The organism is Nonomuraea sp. NPDC003214, from assembly GCF_053590035.1.
This window is the reverse complement of sequence record NZ_JBSFSX010000006.1, coordinates 1-14,287: the sequence shown is the minus strand read 5'-3', so window position 1 is coordinate 14,287 and position 14,287 is coordinate 1. Positions and strand designations below refer to the sequence as shown.

General features: G+C 71.9%; 11 protein-coding genes. 2 read left to right on the top strand and 9 right to left on the bottom strand.

Annotated elements, in window-relative coordinates:
• Nucleotides 1–9: 9 nt before the first annotated feature.
• From ACWDXC_RS19065 to ACWDXC_RS19030, 8 genes are all read right to left on the bottom strand, one after another.
• Nucleotides 10–1,197 carry an acetate/propionate family kinase gene (locus tag ACWDXC_RS19065; RefSeq protein ID WP_449983487.1) on the bottom strand — a complete coding sequence of 396 codons (1,188 nt, stop codon included), beginning with the start codon at nt 1,195–1,197 and terminating at the stop codon, nt 10–12.
• Nucleotides 1,198–1,272: 75 nt separating this feature from the next.
• On the bottom strand, nt 1,273–2,592 hold the full coding sequence (locus ACWDXC_RS19060) for an MFS transporter (protein WP_357593629.1): 1,320 nt from the start codon (nt 2,590–2,592) through the stop codon (nt 1,273–1,275).
• On the bottom strand, nt 2,589–4,508 hold the full coding sequence (locus ACWDXC_RS19055; RefSeq protein WP_364177388.1) for an OPT family oligopeptide transporter: 1,920 nt from the start codon (nt 4,506–4,508) through the stop codon (nt 2,589–2,591). Before ACWDXC_RS19055 ends, ACWDXC_RS19060 begins: the two co-directional genes overlap by 4 nt.
• A gap of 52 nt (nt 4,509–4,560) precedes the next feature.
• Nucleotides 4,561–5,787: an ATP-grasp domain-containing protein gene (locus tag ACWDXC_RS19050; protein ID WP_449983483.1), complete on the bottom strand. Its 1,227-nt coding sequence runs from the start codon at nt 5,785–5,787 to the stop codon at nt 4,561–4,563.
• A gap of 46 nt (nt 5,788–5,833) precedes the next feature.
• Nucleotides 5,834–7,363, bottom strand: coding sequence for an asparagine synthetase B family protein (locus tag ACWDXC_RS19045; RefSeq protein WP_449983479.1), 1,530 nt, complete (start codon nt 7,361–7,363; stop codon nt 5,834–5,836).
• Between the two features lie 17 nt (nt 7,364–7,380).
• Nucleotides 7,381–8,679: a 3-phosphoshikimate 1-carboxyvinyltransferase gene (gene aroA / locus ACWDXC_RS19040; RefSeq protein WP_449983476.1), complete on the bottom strand. Its 1,299-nt coding sequence runs from the start codon at nt 8,677–8,679 to the stop codon at nt 7,381–7,383.
• A 99-nt stretch (nt 8,680–8,778) separates the two neighbouring features.
• Nucleotides 8,779–10,125 (bottom strand): 3-phosphoshikimate 1-carboxyvinyltransferase, encoded by a 1,347-nt coding sequence (locus ACWDXC_RS19035; protein ID WP_449983474.1) that lies wholly within the window; start codon nt 10,123–10,125, stop codon nt 8,779–8,781.
• A gap of 26 nt (nt 10,126–10,151) precedes the next feature.
• The gene (locus tag ACWDXC_RS19030) at nt 10,152–10,583 is read right to left on the bottom strand and encodes a RidA family protein (protein ID WP_449983472.1); all 432 of its coding nucleotides are present in this window, start codon (nt 10,581–10,583) and stop codon (nt 10,152–10,154) included.
• A gap of 713 nt (nt 10,584–11,296) precedes the next feature.
• Here ACWDXC_RS19030 and ACWDXC_RS19025 point away from each other — a divergent pair.
• Entirely contained in the window at nt 11,297–12,109 is an 813-nt protein-coding gene (locus ACWDXC_RS19025) for a universal stress protein (RefSeq protein WP_449983470.1), read from the top strand.
• Nucleotides 12,106–12,618 (top strand): flavodoxin family protein, encoded by a 513-nt coding sequence (locus ACWDXC_RS19020; RefSeq protein ID WP_449983467.1) that lies wholly within the window; start codon nt 12,106–12,108, stop codon nt 12,616–12,618. Before ACWDXC_RS19025 ends, ACWDXC_RS19020 begins: the two co-directional genes overlap by 4 nt.
• Before the next feature lie 7 nt (nt 12,619–12,625).
• Here ACWDXC_RS19020 and ACWDXC_RS19015 read toward each other — a convergent pair whose 3' ends face one another.
• On the bottom strand, nt 12,626–14,071 hold the full coding sequence (locus ACWDXC_RS19015) for a serine/threonine-protein kinase (RefSeq protein WP_449983464.1): 1,446 nt from the start codon (nt 14,069–14,071) through the stop codon (nt 12,626–12,628).
• Nucleotides 14,072–14,287: the final 216 nt, after the last annotated feature.

Below are 14,287 nucleotides of genomic sequence, written 5' to 3'. Positions count from 1 at the left end.
CGCACGAGCTCACGCGGTGGACGGCCGCACCAGCGCGAGGGTCTGGGAGGCGATCTCCCACTCCTCGTCGGTGGGGACGACCAGGACCGCCACCTCGGCGCCCGGCGGCGACACCGTGCGCTCGCCCTCCCGCGCCGCCTCGTTGAGCGCGGCGTCCACGGTCACGCCGAGCCGGTCGAGCCCCGCCAGCGATTCGGCGCGGGTGGCGGCGTCGTGCTCGCCGATCCCGCCGGTGAACACGATCGCGTCCACGCGGCCGAGCAGCGCGTAGTAGGCGCCGACGTACGTGCGGATGCGCCGGGTGTAGACGTCCAGCGCCAGCCGGGCCGCGTCGTCGTCGCGGGCGCGCACCTCGCGCATGTCGCCGGACCCGGCCAGCGCCAGCAGGCCGCCCTCGTGGGTGAGCGCGCGCTCGACCCGCTCGGCGTCCAGCCCGGCCGCCCGCGACAGGTAGCCGGCCAGGGCCGGGTCGACGTCGCCGGAGCGGGTGCCCATGACGAGCCCCTCCAGCGGCGTCATCCCCATGGACGTGCCGACGCTGACGCCGCCGGAGATCGCGGTGGCACTGGCGCCGTTGCCCAGGTGCAGCACGATCAGGTCGAGCTCGGCGAGGTCGCGGCCCAGCACGGCGGCGGCGCGCCGCGACACGTAGGCGCAGGACGTGCCGTGGAAGCCGAACCGGCGCACGCCGAACCGCTCGCGCCACTCGCCCGGCACCGCGTAGGTGTACGCCTCGGGCGGCAGCGTGCCGTGGAAGGCGGTGTCGAACACCGCCACCTGCGGCACCTCGGGGAACACCTCGCGGGCGAGCCGGATGCCGGTCAGGTTGATCGGGTTGTGCAGGGGCGCGAGCGGGGCGAGCTCCTCGACGGCGGCGATGACCTCCTCGTCGATGAGCACGGCCGAGGTGAACCGGGTGCCGCCGTGCACCACCCGGTGCCCGACCGCGACCGGCGCCGGCTCCGGGCCCGCCTCGGCGAACGCCGCCATCATCGCCGCCAGCCCCTCGGCGTGGTCGCGGAAGCGCCGCTCCACGACGTACGGCGGCGCGTCCCCGTGGCGGTGGGTCAGCCGGCCCCGCTCCTCCCCGATGCGCTCGACGAGCCCCTTGGCGGCGCGCTCGCGCGTGTGCGGGTCGACGAGCTCGTACTTGATCGAGGAGGAGCCCGTGTTGAGGACGAGAATGTGGTCGGCCATGGGGACGAGCCTATTTCCGCGGCGGCGGCCCGCCCCCGGCGGCCCGTCTCAGGTGGCCGTCTCAGGTGCGCCGTCTCAGGTGGCGGCCTCGTTGAGCGGGCGGCCGTACGTCTCGGGCGCCAGGAACGCCGACGCCACCACCCCCACGCCGCAGAACGCCCCCAGCAGCACCATCGTCAGCGAGATCCCCGCCCCGTCGAGCAGCGACGGCACCACGAACGTGCCCAGCACGGCGCCGATGCGGCTGGCCGCCACCCCGATCCCGAACGCGGTCGCCCGGATCTCGGTCGGGAAGATCTCGTTGGGGTAGATCCACTGCAGGATCGTGGGGCCGCCGATGGCCAGCGCGTACACGCCGGCGAGCAGCAGGATGACGGGCGGCGGCGCCTGCGCGAGCACGCCGAGCAGCACCAGGCAGCCGGAGGCCACCGCCATCGGCCAGATGAGCAGCGTCCTGCGTCTCATCCGGTCGGCGACCAGGGTCGCCACCACGCAGCCCAGCAGCAGCAGCCCCCCGACGGCGACGCTGGAGGCGCGGTCGTCGCTGATGCGCAGCGCCTGGAGGATCTGCGGCGCGAAGGCGTAGATCGCGTACAGCGGCGTCACCGAGCACGTCCAGAACAGCGCCACGAACACGGTGCGGCGCAGGTACACGCCCTGGAAGACGGTGCGGAACCGGGTGGGCGCCCGCCGCTCGCCGACCCCGTCGAGATCGGCCGACTCGCCGTAGACGCGGCGGGTGACGGCCAGCGCCTCGCCGCCGCGGCCCTTGGTGATCAGCCAGCGCGGGGACTCGGGCGTGCCGATGCGCAGCACGAACAGCACCGCCGCCACCAGCGCCGGCGACATGAGCAGCCACCGCCACGCGTCCGGCCCGAACCCCATCACCCACAGGCCGAGCAGGTACGCCAGCGCGTTGCCCGCCGACCACATGACCGTCTGCAGGCCGATGAGCGTGGCCCGCGACCGGCGCGGGGCGAACTCGGCCAGCAGCGAGGTGGCGATGGGGTAGTCGGCGCCGATGGCGACCCCGAGCAGCAGGCGCAGCACGAGCAGTTGCTCGGGCCCGGTGACGAAGAACTGCGCCCCGGAGAAGATCGCGATGGCCGCGATGTCCAGGGTGTACATGAGCTTGCGGCCCACGAGGTCGGTGACGTACCCGAAGACGAACCCGCCGGCGAACAGGCCGAGCAGCGCGGAGGCGGCCAGCGCGCCCTGCCACAGCTCGTCGAGCCGCCATTCGGCGGTCATCGGAGGCAGCGCGAGCCCGATGACGCCGAGCGCGAGGCCGTCGAGTAACGGCCCGCCCGAGCAGAACAGGGCCAGCCTGCGGTGGAAGGGCGTCATGGGGGCGTCGTCGATGACGTTCGCCGCCCGGGTCTCGTTCGTGGTCATGGGCTGCTCCGATCGGAGTGGGCCGCGTTCCTGTTCCTGGCGGCGTTGGCGTACCAGAACAGGGCGGCCAGCACGAGGCCGAGCGCGGCGAGCGAGACGAAGGGGTTGTCCAGCACCCGGATCGGCAGATCCCAGCCCATCGACCTGGGCAGCGCGGCGGAGAGCCCGACCAGGGCCTCGCCGGTGATGAGCCCCGAGCAGACCAGCACCGCCCGGTCGTGCGCGACGTCCTCGGCGCCGGGCTCGCCCGACCGCCGGCCGGCCCGTTCGAGCGCGTGGGCCAGCAGCCCGCCGACGAGCAGCGGCAGCGACAGGCTGAGCGGCAGGTAGATGCCGATCGCGATCGGCATCACGTAGATGACGGCCCCGCCGGTGACGCGGCGCAGCACCTGGTCCAGGACGATCAGCGCGACGCCGATCCCCGCGCCGGTCCACAGCATCCCCATCGGGACCGAGCCCCGGGTGAAGACCGCGTCGGCGAGGTTGGCGAAGATCACCGCCTGGGGCGCCTTGAGCGTGTCGCTGCCCTCCCCGCCGATGCCGTACCCGGCCAGCAGCAGGACCACGATGGGGGCGACGACGAAGGCGAACACCCCGACGCCGAACAGCTGCGCGAGCTGCACCCGGCGCGGCGTGCCGCCGAGGATCGCGCCGGTCTTGACGTGCTGCGCGGTGTCGCCCGCCGTCGCCGTGGCGGTGCAGACGAACACCGCGATGAGCAGCACGCACAGCACCACGCGCGAGTCGGCGCCGGCCCGCAGCAGCGTGAAGATCAGGGACGCGGCCAGGAACCCGCAGATCGCCAGCCCCGAGATCGGGTTGTTGGAGTTGCCGACGAAACCGACCACGTAGCCGGACACCGCCGAGAAGAAGAACACCAGGACGACGGCGACCACGGCAGACAGTGCCGCCAGCGCGACCGAGCCGACCATGGACCACACGAAGGCGAAGATGCCGAGCCCGGCCAGCGCGACGCCGCCGACGACCCAGCGCATGCCCAGGTCGGTGTCGGTCCGCTCCGTGGCGGCCCGCCGTCCGGGGCGCAGCCCGGCGAACGCGGTCCTGGCGCCCCGGGCGATCGACGTCCGGGCCTGGACGATCGACCAGCAGCCGCCGACGATCATCGCGCCGATGCCCAGGTAGCGGATGTCGGAGGCCCAGGTGTCCCAGGCGAGCGTCACCAGCGACCCGCCCGCGGCCGGCACGTCCGCCAGGAGCGGGATGGCGACCAGCCAGGACAGCACGCCCCCGGCCACGATCATCACCGTGAAGCGCAGCTTGACGATGAGACCGACGCCGACCAGCGCCAGCGAGATGTCCATGCCGCCGTAGAACACCCTGCCGCCGATCGCGACGGCGCCCTCGACCGTGCCCGAGATCACCTGGACGACGCTGGACAGAACCTTGAACACGGCGCCGGCCAGCACCGCGAGCCCCGCAGGCAGCAGGGTGCCCCGCCCGTCCTCCCCGGCCTCGGCGATCTTGGCGGCGGCCACGCTCTCCGGATAGGTCAGCTCGGGCGACTCCACCGTGAGCGAGCGGCGCAGCGGGATCATGAACAGGACCCCGAGCAGGCCGCCCAGCGCCGCCGCGAGGCTGACCTCCCAGTAGTCCAGGTCCTGCCTGACCCCGGCGAGCACCAGCGCGGGCAGGGTGAAGGCGACGCCCACCGCCAGCGCCTCGCCGGAGGAGGCGATGGTCTGCGCAAGGTTGTTCTCCAGCACGGTCGCCCGTTTCGCCCGGACGCGGATCAGCCCGGTGCAGATCAGCGCCGCGGGGATGGCCGCCGAGATGGCCAGCCCCGAGTACAGCGCCAGGTAGGTGATGGCCGCCGTCATGACGAAGCCGACAGCGAATCCGATCCCGACGGACCGTACGGACAGCTCCGAACGCTCGCCCAGCTCCTTCACGCGCATCCTTTCGTGGTGCTTGAACAGATCCGTGCTGCCGAACCGCCGGCGCGGTCCCCTATTCGACCTTCAGGCGCACCAGCTCGTGCACCGCCTCGGCGTCGCGTTCGAGCTGCGCCCGGTCCTCGTGGACCAGCCGCACCAGCCCCCACGCCGACCCCAGGTCCACCGTGACCGGCCAGTAGCCGCCCTCCTCGGCGATCAGCCGCACGCCGTCGTACGACTCCAGCCGGCTGACCTCCTCCAGCCCCTCGAACCCGCTCACCCGGCCGGCGCGGTCGTTGATCAGGCAGCACATGTTGTAGTGCCGGTGGAAGACGTGCGGCTCGGCGTTGTCGTACTCGCCCAGGAAGATCTGGATGTTGTCGCGGTACCAGTCGCGGCCGGTGCACTTCTCGGCCATCAGCGGGGTGCCCGCGCCCGGCAGCCGGTTGTTGATCTCCAGGGCGCGCGGCCCCCGCGAGGTGAGCTTGTACTCGGTGTCGTTGATCCCGTAACGCACGTCGACCGCCGTGTTGAGATCCTGGATGTACGGCAGCGCCTCCAGCACCCCGGGATCGTCCAGCGGCAGCGACCGGAAGTTCCGGTAGACGCTGGGGCGCCCTTCCCGCTGCAGCTTGTCGTACTTGGCGGCCGAGACCAGCAGGCCCCGGCCGCCGTTGTGCAGCAGGTTCATGAAGTACTCGTCGCCGTCCAGGTACTCCTCGGCCAGCACCGAGCCGAAGCGCCGGTCGTACAGGTCGGGCAGGCTCGTGATCGCCGCGAACGCCTTGGCGACCTCCCGCTCGTCGGTGCAGACGAAGACGTTCGACGCGCCGGTGGAGGCGTTCGGCTTGAGCACCACCGGATACCCCTGGCGCTCGGCCCACTCCACCACGGACTCCAGCCGGTCGGACTCGTGGAAGGCCGCGCACGGCAGCCCGTGCGCGGTCCAGCGCTCCTTCATCACGCGCTTGTTCACCCGGGCCGCCAGGCTCTCGACCGGGTTGCCGATCAGGCCGAGCTCGCCGGCGAGCAGATCGGTGATGTCGAGCGCGACCTGGGTGCCGGGGATGACGGCGGCGACCTGGCGGGAGGCCAGCAACGCCACCGTCTCCCCGATCGAGCGGTGCTCGTGAATCTCGTCGTAGTCGTCGGGCTGGAAGGTCTGCACGACGTACGAGGCGGTGTACTCCTGGCTCAGCACGGCGATCACGGACAGGCCGAGGGCCTTGCCGGCCTCCCCGTACGACGCCCCGCTCGCCACCGGGTCGACGACCGCTATCGTCCGGCGGTGTCCCGTCATCCCATGACCTCCTTGTTGTGACACGAACGCTGATGACAGGAGCCCGTCAGGACACGAACTCGAAGTAGCCGTTGGGGGAGTAGTCGTAGCCGGCCCGCTTGAACCGCTCCGCGGGCATCGGGAACCCGGCCTCCAGATACCGTTCGAGGAAGTAGGCGCCCTCGCGCGAGTCGATGCCGATGCTCTTGGCGAGCGTGTCGTCCTCGACGTCCTGGGCGCGGGCGTACTCCACGAGCGTGTTCTTCATGCCGCTCCCGTCCGGCATGCGGATCTTGGGGCGGTTCGTGATGTACGCCGGCAGCCGGTCCTTGAAGGCCTCGCGCAGCAGCCACTTGTCCACGCCGCCGCGCAGCTTCATCTCCATCGGCACGCTGTAGGCGAACTCCAGCAGGTGGCGGTCCATGAACGGCACCCGGGTCTCGACCGAGTTCATCATGCTCGACCGGTCGACCCGCTGCAGGTCCGTGCGGTGCAGGTTCGCCACCCGGTAGCGCATCAGGTCCACCGGGTCGTGGTGGTGCCGGAACAGGTCGTAACCGGCCATGACCTCGTCGCTGCCCTCACCGCACAGGGCGAGCTTGAAGCCGTGCCGCTTGGCCAGCTCGAAGGCGAAGTAGCCGACGCAGGTGTCCATGACGTCGATGCCCTCGAAGAACTCCGCGCCGTAGACGATGTCGGGGATGATGTCGACCAGCGCGTCCCGGTTGAGGTGGGCCACCACGTGCGGGATGTCGTGCTCCTGGCAGTAGCGCCGGGCGACCTCGATGTCGGCGGCCCCCTCGAACCCGATCGTCAGCGCCGTGACCGCCGGGTGGTGCAGGCGGGCGCTGGCCAGCACGGCCGCGCTGTCGATCCCGCCGCTGAAGGTCACCGCGACCGGCAGGTCGGTGTCGACCTGCCGCCTGACCGCGTCGTCGAACAGCTCCCGGTAGCGCGCCACCATGTCCCGCTCGGGCAGGTCGCACGGCGTGTCGTCGAGCTCGTGGTAGCGCGTGACCCCCCGCTCGGTGAGGTAGCTGCCCGGCGGCAGCGTCCGGATCTCCCCGGGCACCCCGAGCAGGCACTTCTGCTCGGAGGCGAACCGGTACACGCCGTCCGACACCACGTAGTAGAGCGGCTTCATGCCGACGTGGTCGCGGGCCGCCAGGAACGTGCGACGCTCGCTGTCGAAGACCACGAACGCGAACATGCCGTTGAACCTGCCGAGCATGTCCGGGCCCCACTCGGCGTAGGCCTGCGCGATCACCTCGGTGTCCGAGGTGGTCCTGAAGCGGTGCCCGAGCCGCTCCAGCTCGCGCCGCACGTCCTGGAAGCCGTACAGCTCGCCGTTGTAGGCGACCCAGATCCGGCCGTGCTGGTCGGACTGGGGCTGCTGGGCGTGCTCGCGGTCCACGATGGCCAGCCGGTTGGCGCCGAGGGCGGCGCCCACCTCCGAGCGCCGCTCGGCGAAGCACTCCGGGTCGCCGCGGTGCCAGATCTTCGCCAGCATCGCGATGAGCTCACGGTCGCGCGCCGCCAGCCGATGGGCGTCCTCGGCGACGACCCGGGGGTCGATGATCGCTGCGATTCCGCACAAGGTGATCTCCTCCTCCGTTACGCGTCGACCGTCGCGCCGAGGCGCTGCAGGTCATCGAAGAACCGGGGGTACGTCTGCGCCACGTACTGCGGGTCCTTGATCGTCAGCCCGGTACGGCTGCGCAGCGCGACCACGCTCATCGCCATGACCACGGCGTGGTCGTAGTGGCTGTCCACGGTGACGCCGCCGGGCACGCCGGCCGGCGAGCCGTGCACGATCAGCTCGTCCCGCTTCTCGTCGCAGGCGATGCCCGCCCGCTCCAGCTCCCGGCGGAAGTCGCTGATGCGGTCGCACTCCTTGTAGCGGATGTGCTCGATGTTGTAGAAGCGGCTCGTGCCGTCGGCGTGGGCGGCCAGCGCCGCCAGCGGCAGCACGGCGTCCGGCGCCAGCGAGCCGTCGAAGTCCAGCGGCCGCAGCTCGCCGCCGCCCTGCACGCGCAGCGTCGAGTCCTCCTCGGTGACGCTGACGCCGATGTCGCGCAGGTAGGCCAGCACCCCGTCGAGCTCCTCGAGCCGGTGGTGCCGCAGCTCCACCGTCGAGTCGACGCAGGCGGCCACGGCGAGCAGCGCCGCGGTACTGGCCGGGTCGCTGCCGCAGACGTAGTGCGCCGGCTGGTAGGCGGTGGCGGCCGGCACCCGGTAGCTCATCATGTCCTCGCTCGCCGCGACCTCGACCCCGGCCGAGCCGAGCACCGTCAGCGTGGTCCGCACCATCGCCTTGGCCTTGAGCTCGTCCGGGACGCGCACCGACAGGGCGTCGTCGAGGAGCCCGCCGAGGAAGAGCAGGCCGCTGAGGAACTGGGAGCTGCGCCGGCCGGAGATCTCCACCTCGCCGCCGTGCGCGGCCGAGCCGTCGAGCGTGATCGGCAGGGTGCCCTCCTCGCCCGCCTCGACCACGACGCCGAGCGTCCGCAGCGCGTCGACCATCTCCTGGTTGGCCCGGCGGCCAAGGGAGTCGAGGTACGGCGTCATGAACGTGATGCCGCGGTTGCGCGCGGCGGCGCCCATGAGCAGGCGCAGCACGATGCCGGAGTTGCCGGGGGAGAGGGTCACGCCGTCGTGGAACCTGCCGGGGCCCTCCACCTGGAGGCGGCCGGGCTCGACGTGCGTCAGGCGCGCGCCGAGCTCCTGGCAGCACTCCATCATCGCCTTGACGTTGTTGCTGGAGGCGACGTTGTCGATGAGGCTCGTGCCGGGGGCGAGGGACGCGGCGAGCACGGCCCTGGCCGAATAGCTCTTGGAGGCCGGCGGGACGACTTCGCCCTTGAGCACCTTGGCCGGATGGACGTGAAGCTGCTTGTACTGGAGGAAATCCATGGTCCTTCTCAACTCGTCTTCGACGGATCCGTCGTGAGCCCGGCGGCCGGCGCCTGGGTGCGGCCGGCCGCCCGGGGTGATCTGGCGGTTCTGCTGGAGCTAGTTGGCGACCTGCACCCGCGTGTGGCCGGTGACGACGCGCACGCCCAGGCCCTCCATGACCTCCAGGTAGTCGGGGAAGCTCGCGTGCAGGTGCTGCACTCCCTCGATGGACGTCGGCCGCCGCGCGCCGAGCGCGGCGGTGGCCAGGCTCAGGAAGATGCGGTGGTCGCCGTGGCTGTCGACGGTGACGCCGCCGGCCGGCGCCTGCCGCCCGGCGGTGGCGAACCCGTCCACCTCGCCGTCGGCGCCGTACGTGGGCTCGATCGCGCAGCCCATCCGGCGCAGCTCCCCGATCATCACCGAGATGCGCGGGCACTTGTGGTTGTTGACCTGAGCCGCGTTGCGCAGCGTCACCTTGGCCTCGACGAACGGCGCGATCGCCGCGAGAGTGGGGACGACGGTCGGGATGTTGCCGCCGTCGATCTCTATCGAGGCCGTGCCGGGCGAGGTGCGCCGCAGCCGCAGCTCGCCGCTCACCCTGTCGTGCTCGGCACGCACGCCCAGCGCCTCCAGCACCTCGAAGAACTCGGCCTCCGAGCTGAGCGAGGAGCGCTGGTAGCCGGCGACGGCGATCTCGCCGTGGTCGGCCGTGGCCACCGCGCCGGCCAGGTAGGACAGGGCGGTGAAGTCGGAGGCCACCCGGTGGATGCGCGACTGGTAGGCCGACGGGCTGATCGTGAACGACCGCCCGTCCTGCTCCACGACCGCGCCCTGCTCCCGCATCATCTGCAGGGTCAGGTCCACGTACCCCTGCCCGACCGGGTCGTCGGTGCAGTCCACCCGGATCGCGCGGCGGGCCAGCGGCGCGACCAGCAGCACCGCCGTCAGCACCTGCGAGCTGTGCCGCGTGTCGACGGTGGTCCGGCCGCCGAGCCGGCGGCTGCCGTGGATGCGCACGCGCAGCCGCCGGGAGTCGCTGACGTCCTCGAACCGGCCGCCGAGGTCGCCGATGAACCCCATGTGCTCGCGCACCGGGCGGGCGAACATCGAGGTGTCGCCCTCGATGACGGTCTCGTGGCTGGACAGGCAGGCCAGCGCGGCGAGCGTACGGAAGTTGAAGGCCGAGCCCGCCACGGGCACCGGAGCCCGGCCCGCCCGCAGCGACCGGCCGACCCCCGACACGATCAGCTTGCCCGCCTCGTCGTGCAGCACGTCGAGGCCGAACTGCCGGGCCGCCGTGAACAGCTTCTCCGCCTCCGAGCTCCAGGCCGGGTTCACGATGATGCTCGGCGCGTTGGTCAGCAGGCTGAGCAGAATGGCGCGCTGCATGTGCGGCTTCGAGTACGGCAGGCGCCCGGTCCCGCCGATGCCGCGTCGTGCCGGATGTATTTCCACCAGGCGCATCGTCGCGCTTCCCTCTTTTCCGGTCATCATGATTCCGGGGTGCCCGGTAGTATCGCGGTCGCGGTGATTTCGACGAGGAACTCCGGCTTCACCAGGGCGACGGCCACCGTGGTGTTCACCGGCGTGATGTGCCCGAAGTACTTCTGGAACGCCCGGGCATAATCGTCGAAATGGGCGAAGTCGGTGAGGTGCGTGGTGGTGCTCACGACGTCCTCGAGCTCCGCGCCGAGGCGGCGCAGTGAAGTCTGAATTTTCTCGATGATGAATTCCGTCTGGGCGAACGCGTCGTGGCCGACCGCGTTTCCCTCCCCGTCTGCGGCGACGGTTCCCGCGATGAACACCTGGTTTCCGATGCGGACGCCGCGGGAGTATCCCATCTGCGGTTCCCAGGGCGACGCGCTGAAGATGATCTTCTTCTCGGACTGCCGGTCCGCTGCTGCTGTTGCGGTGTTTTCCATGCTCAACCGTCTGACTTCCCTTGTGAGGTGGTGTTTTCGGGCATGCGTGGGCCCGAGATCGGATAATGCGCGGTGAAAACTGAGCAACGGCAGGCTCGCGCCGCCGCCGCGCAAAAGAGAAGTGTTTCCGGCGAAATGGGTTCCCTACGTCATGGGAGCAATTCCGGAGCCCCCCGGCTCCACCCGTCGCCGTGTGGCGCGATCATGCAAAGGAAGATCGCTGGTATTTCCCCCGATGTGCCTCCAGTACCTTGCCGCCCGCTTTCCTTTGGCTACATAAGTACATGCGGAGACATGAGTCAAGGGTCACTCTTCCGGCTTTTGCCCGGCTCAACATCGACATCGGGGCGGAGTGGCGAGAAAGCGCATGTGGAAGGGCGGTCCGGCGCCGGATTCCGCCGGAGGAGAATGATTTCGGACGGTGACTTACCGGGAAAAGACTCGTCCGGACCGCCGTGTCGGAACGGCAGTCAGGACGGGAGACGGCGAGAATATTTCTTATAAGCTTCCGCCGTCGGCCACCTCCGTTCCTCCGGGCGATCGGACACCTCACCGCGGCATGGCCGTCGCCTGTCTCCGCCGGGCGGGGGTATGCCGGGAGTGACCCGCTCGGGACCAATGGCCGGACCTTCCGGGACTTCCTCCTCCTGTGCCGTGCGGGCCGCCGGGGCGAGGCTGGCGGCGAGAGCCGGCAGGCAGTGAGGAGACGTGAGATGGCCGATCGGATCGTGGTGGGCGTGGACGGGTCCGCGCCGGCGGCCGCGGCGGTGGAATGGGCGGCGGCCGACGCCCAGCGGCGCGGGCTGGCCCTGCGGATCGTGCACGTGTGCGGGCACGAGGCGGACGCCGGCGAGACGCTGGAGATCGCCGCCGACCGGGCGCTCGCGCTGACCCGCGACGTCGAGGTGACCACCGAGTCGCTGCCCGGGCACGCGGCCGACCGGCTGATCGGCGAGTCCGCGACGGCCGACAGCCTGGTGCTCGGCAGCCGCGGGCTCGGCGGGTTCACCCGGCTGCTGGTCGGCTCGGTGAGCGTCGCCGTGGCCGGGCACGCCGCCGGGCCGGTCGTCGTCGTCCGCGCCCCGCGCGTGGTCGAGCACGGCAGGGTCGTGGTCGGCTACGACGGCTCTGAGCACTCGCACGCCGCCATGGAGTACGCCGTCCAGCAGGCGCGCGCCCGCCAGGCCCAGCTGCACGTGGTGACGTCCTGGCAGATGCCGCCGTTCTTCTCCTCGCACGCCGTCGCGTACACCGGCCTGATCGAGGAGGCGATGGAGGACGAGATGCGCATGGCGCGCGAGCGCGTGACGCCCTGGCGGCTGGCCAACCCCGGCCTCGTCATCACCGACGAGCAGTCGCGCATCCACCCGATCTCCGCCCTCGTCGAGGCGGCCGAGTCGGCCGACCTGGTCGTGGTGGGCTCGCGCGGGCGGGGCGGCTTCGCCTCGGCGCTGCTCGGCTCGGTCAGCCACGGCGTGCTCCACCACGCGCCGTGCCCGGTCGCCGTGGTCCGGCCGCGCGCATGAGCCCCGTCGCGCTCGTGCTCTACGAGTCCCGGTACGGCAGCACGCGGCGGATCGCCGAAGCGGTGGCGGAGGGCCTGGCCACCCGGATGCCGGCCGAGGCGCGCGAGGCCGCCGCCACGCCCGCCCGCCTGGGGGAGGACGTCACGCTCCTGGTGGTGGGCGCGCCGACGCACGCCTCCCCGATGAGCCGCGCGCCCGTCCCGCGGGGCGGGGGCGTGCGGGAATGGCTGACCGCGCTCGACCCGCCGCCGGCCACGCTCGGCTCGGCCGCCTTCGACACCCGCGTGGGCAGGCCCCGCCTGCCCGGCGCGGCCGCCCACGCGCTGACCAGATCGCTGCGGCGGCTCGGCGTCAGGTCCGTCGCCCCGGCGCGGAGCTTCGCCGTCACCGCCGCCCAGGGCCCGCCGGCCGATGGCGAGCTGGACCGTGCCAGGCGATGGGGTGAGACCCTCGCCGCCCGGCACCTGCCGGCGGAGCGGGACGCCGCGACCGCCTCCGTGGGCGGCTGACCGTCCGCTACAGCAGCGTGGTCATCGCCGCGATCACGAAGATCAGCGCGATCGGCCCCAGCACCGCCGACGACACCACGATGGCCCGGTGGCCGGGCAGCAGCCGGGCCAGCGCGTGCGACGCCGCCTGCCGCACCGTCCCCGCGCCCGGCAGCACGAACAGCCCCAGCGTGAACACGGCCGCCGCCAGCGGCTCCACGTGGCTGGTGCTCAACCGGCCGGTCCAGTGCAGGAAGCTGGAGGCGGCGATGCCGAGCGCCAGCGACAGCACGACGTGGCCCACCGTCACGAGCACCACCCTGGACAGCGTCCGGCGGTGCTCGCCCAGGAAGTACGCCCCGGCCCGCAGCGCCACGGACAGCGCCGCCGCCGTCAGCCCGACGCCGACCGGCTTGAGCACGGTCAGCGCCATCAGCGTCACCAGGACGAGCACCCCGGAGAAGTCGCTGCCGGCCAGGAACCGCCGCAGGTCGAACGGCTCCCGGGGCGGCGACGGGCGCTCGGGCTCCGGCCGCTCGGCATGCACCGTCGGCGCGGGCGCGGCCACGGGGCCGGCCGGCGCGTATCGGACCGGCGGGAGCAGGTCGGAGACCGTGTCCAAGGCCCGCGTACGGTCCGCCCGCCCCGGCTCGGCACGCACCGGCTCCGGGCGCCCGCCCGGGTCGAGCGCCCCGGCCATCCGCAGCAGCTCCCGCGCGCTGGGCCGCGCCGCCGGATCGACCTGGAGCGCCCGGCTCAGCCAGCCCCGCAGCCACGCCGGGGCCCGGTCGATCTGCGCCCGGCCCTCCAGCGTGTTGAAGCAGACCGACTCGAACGTCCCCGTCCCGAACGGCGGCAGCCCCGTAGCGGCGAAGAACACCGTCGAGGCCAGCGCGTGCACGTCGGCCGCCGGCGTGATCACCGAGCCCCGGATGATCTCCGGAGCCAGGTAGCCGGGCGTGCCGACGAACATCCCGGACTGCGTCAGCCGGGCCGCGTTCACCAGGTGGGCGATGCCGAAGTCGATCACCAGCGGCTCGTCCCCGACCAGCATGACGTTGGACGGCTTGAGGTCGCGGTGGATGACGCCGGCCTCGTGGATGTCCACCAGCGCCTGGCACAGCTTCCTGGCCAGCGCGACGACCTCACCGGCCCCCAGCGGGCCCCGGTCCAGGATCGTGGCCTCCAGCGTGCGCCCCGGGGCGAACCGCGTCACCACGTACGGGGTGCCGCCCGTCAGCTCCGCGTCGAGCGTCTCGGCCACGTACCGGCTGCGCACCCGTCGCATGGTCTCCACCTCGCGGACCAGCCGGTCGCGCGCCTTCAGGTCGGCCGCCACGTGCGGGTGCAACACCTTGATCGCGACTTGCCGGCCCGCGCCGTCGAGTCCGAGATGGACGACTCCCATGCCGCCCTCGCCGATCTTCTCGATCAGCCGGTACGGGCCCAGATGCTCCTGCGTCCGCGTGCTCATTCCCGACGTCTTCCTCCTTGCTCCGGCAGCGCCCCCGCCTTGGACATTAAGCGACGACCGGCGCCGGCGCGCCGTCTAGATGATTGATTCCAAGGGGGAGATCAGCTGTTCGGCTGCGGACATGAAGCGAGGGCGTTCAAGATCCGTTTGTGACGACAGAACTGAACACCCTCGCGACAGCACTGTACGTGAAGATCGACGATCAGCTGATCGCTT

Bases quoted from the DNA above. Each gene is read 5' to 3' on its own strand.
- ACWDXC_RS19015 (WP_449983464.1), bottom strand. From the start codon at position 14,071: ATGAGCACGCGGACGCAGGAGCATCTGGGCCCGTACCGGCTGATCGAG.
- ACWDXC_RS19060 (WP_357593629.1), bottom strand. From the start codon at position 2,592: ATGACCACGAACGAGACCCGGGCGGCGAACGTCATCGACGACGCCCCC.
- ACWDXC_RS19030 (WP_449983472.1), bottom strand. From the start codon at position 10,583: ATGGAAAACACCGCAACAGCAGCAGCGGACCGGCAGTCCGAGAAGAAG.
- ACWDXC_RS19020 (WP_449983467.1), top strand. From the start codon at position 12,106: ATGAGCCCCGTCGCGCTCGTGCTCTACGAGTCCCGGTACGGCAGCACG.
- ACWDXC_RS19050 (WP_449983483.1), bottom strand. From the start codon at position 5,787: ATGACGGGACACCGCCGGACGATAGCGGTCGTCGACCCGGTGGCGAGC.
- ACWDXC_RS19035 (WP_449983474.1), bottom strand. From the start codon at position 10,125: ATGCGCCTGGTGGAAATACATCCGGCACGACGCGGCATCGGCGGGACC.
- aroA (WP_449983476.1), bottom strand. From the start codon at position 8,679: ATGGATTTCCTCCAGTACAAGCAGCTTCACGTCCATCCGGCCAAGGTG.
- ACWDXC_RS19065 (WP_449983487.1), bottom strand. From the start codon at position 1,197: ATGGCCGACCACATTCTCGTCCTCAACACGGGCTCCTCCTCGATCAAG.
- ACWDXC_RS19025 (WP_449983470.1), top strand. From the start codon at position 11,297: ATGGCCGATCGGATCGTGGTGGGCGTGGACGGGTCCGCGCCGGCGGCC.
- ACWDXC_RS19055 (WP_364177388.1), bottom strand. From the start codon at position 4,508: ATGCGCGTGAAGGAGCTGGGCGAGCGTTCGGAGCTGTCCGTACGGTCC.